The following is a 2,069-nucleotide window of genomic DNA, read 5'->3' as shown; positions in this document are numbered from 1 at the left end:
GTCTTGGCGAAGCCGAATATGCCGGCAAAGGAAATGTTGACGTAAGCGAGGATGCGGACCTTCGAGCGCTCGATGACATGGCGGCGAAAGCCGAGGAAATTGCCGGCGCCGGCGCTGCCGGCATCGACGAAGGTGGTGGTGCCGCTCTTGGCGGCCAGCCGGTCGGCATCGACACCGAGCGAGGTGCCGCCCCAATAGACATGGCTGTGCAGGTCGACGAGGCCGGGCGTGACGATGCAGTCCCTGGCGTCGACCACCTGCGCGGCATGTTCGGCATCGATGGCGGCCTCGATCGCGGCGACGCGGCCATCGGCAATGGCGACGTCGCGCTGCGCGTCCAGGCCCGATGCGGGATCGATCACGCGCCCGCCCTTGATCAGGAGATCGAACTGCATCGGTACCTCCGGTTTTGTAGCGCGATCAGACCGGCCGGTAGGCGACGGCCCCGACCTCGATCTTGATGTCGATCATCAGGCGCGACTCGACCGTGGTGCGCGCCGGCGGGTCGTTTGGGAAATGCTTCGCATAGACGGTGTTGAAGGTGCCGAAATCGCGCGCGTCCTCCAGCCAGACGGTGGTCTTGACCACATCGTCCATGCCGCAGCCGGCCAGCGCAAGCGCCGCCTTGACGTTCTGCAGCACCTGCTCGGTCTGCTCGGCGATGCCGCCCTTCACCACCAGCCCGTCGCTGCCCACCGGCACCTGGCCGGAGACATAGACGAAATCGCCGGCGCGCACGGCGGGCGAGAGCGGGACATGCGATTTTCCAAAGCATTGCTTGGGCAAGTGAGTCTCCTCTTGGCGTTTGAGCGTAACCGGTCGCATAGCCGTCTACGCCTGTCGGCACGATCCTCATAGAGGCAATGTCGGAAAGCAACATTTTTTCGAAATCCATGTTGCTTTATTACAGAAGCCTGAGCATCTTGCGCTTCACGCCATTTTCGACGGCCGCGCGACATGAGGGGAGATCCAGCATGACCTTCGATAAGAACCCCTTCCCGGAAGGCGATGCCGACCGCCACGCGCTTTGGGAAATGCTGGTGCGGCGCGATATCGATGCCTTCCTCGGCCAAGACTGGTCGATGGTCGAGGACGATTTTATCGCCGAGAGCTTCTTCGGCATGCACGCGCATTTCCTCAGCAATGCCGACGCTTGGCGGCTGCAGTTCCCAAGGCTCGAAGTCTATCGTGACGAATGGCTGCGTCAGGCCAAGGAAACTGCGGCGACGAAATTCGCCGAACCGCTGCGCGAGGCGCTGTTTCGCGTCACCAACATGCGCGACATCGATGTCGACGGTGATCGCGCGGTGCTGCACAAGAAGTTCGATGGTTCCGTCGCCAAGGCCGATGGCGGCGTCGACCGGCTGAAATGGCAGACGCTCTATTTCTGCCGCAAGGTGGGCGGCCGCTGGAAGATCGCCGGCTTCGTCGGTTACATGCCGCATCCGCTGGGCTAAAGCGTGCCGTGAGGCCGGCCTGCAAACGGCGGGTTCCCGCGCTTCCGGTGCTCACATACGCAGGCAAACGCTTCAGAGCCTATGACAGCCGCGGCAACCGCTCATCGGGCGAGCGGTGGTCGAACACGACCCCCATGGTCTTACCAACGGCGGCCATCACGATCAGCTCGACCAGATGGTCATCGCTGTCCTCGCACGATGGATCGGCATGGCGTATGGCCACGAGCATGGCGCGTGTGGAAACGGTGTCGCCGGCGCGAAACTTCGAAAGGGCAGACGAAACAAGGTCTTGCACCGTCGGATCCATGACGGGCACTTCCGCAGCGACGTTCATTGGCCTCCTCCTGCCATGAACCCTCCCTGGAAAGATGATACGCCAATGGCTGGATTGCGCCAGCGAAATGGTGGTCCGACCAGTGCCGATGGCGACAGCCTGCCGCCATCCGCCGTGTAGGGACGAGCTCACGCTCGCGCATGGGGGCGAGCCGACGCTCGCCCATGGGGACGAGCACGCTCGCCCTTAGATGTGGAACACCGCCCGGCGGTGCGCGGCCATGCTCGACGTGCCCAGCTTCGGTTGATAAGCCCGCTTGCGCGCATGGAGGCGTTCTG

The 2,069-nt window shown here is 63.3% G+C and carries 3 protein-coding genes and 1 pseudogene; 1 reads left to right on the top strand and 3 read right to left on the bottom strand.

Annotation, left to right across the window (positions count from 1 at the left end; all coding sequences use genetic code 11):
• Positions 1-395, bottom strand: a pseudogene (locus tag EOA28_RS33725) (amidohydrolase/deacetylase family metallohydrolase); the annotation flags it as partial.
• A gap of 25 nt (positions 396-420) precedes the next feature.
• Positions 421-825: a RidA family protein gene (locus EOA28_RS33720; RefSeq protein ID WP_189342349.1), complete on the bottom strand. Its 405-nt coding sequence runs from the start codon at positions 823-825 to the stop codon at positions 421-423.
• Positions 826-974: 149 nt separating this feature from the next.
• On the opposite strand from EOA28_RS33720, the gene EOA28_RS33715 reads away from it, so the two are divergent.
• Positions 975-1,457 (top strand): hypothetical protein, encoded by a 483-nt coding sequence (locus EOA28_RS33715; RefSeq protein ID WP_127249485.1) that lies wholly within the window; start codon positions 975-977, stop codon positions 1,455-1,457.
• A 79-nt stretch (positions 1,458-1,536) separates the two neighbouring features.
• On the opposite strand, the gene EOA28_RS33710 is transcribed toward EOA28_RS33715, so the two are convergent.
• A complete protein-coding gene (locus EOA28_RS33710; RefSeq protein WP_127249484.1) occupies positions 1,537-1,791 on the bottom strand; it encodes a hypothetical protein in 255 nt (84 codons plus the stop codon).
• Positions 1,792-2,069: the final 278 nt, after the last annotated feature.

Source organism: Mesorhizobium sp. M2A.F.Ca.ET.067.02.1.1 (assembly GCF_004023285.1).
Classification (GTDB): Bacteria; Pseudomonadota; Alphaproteobacteria; order Rhizobiales; family Rhizobiaceae; genus Mesorhizobium.
The sequence above is the reverse complement of the archived record's forward strand: the minus strand, read 5'-3'. Positions and strand labels throughout refer to the sequence as shown.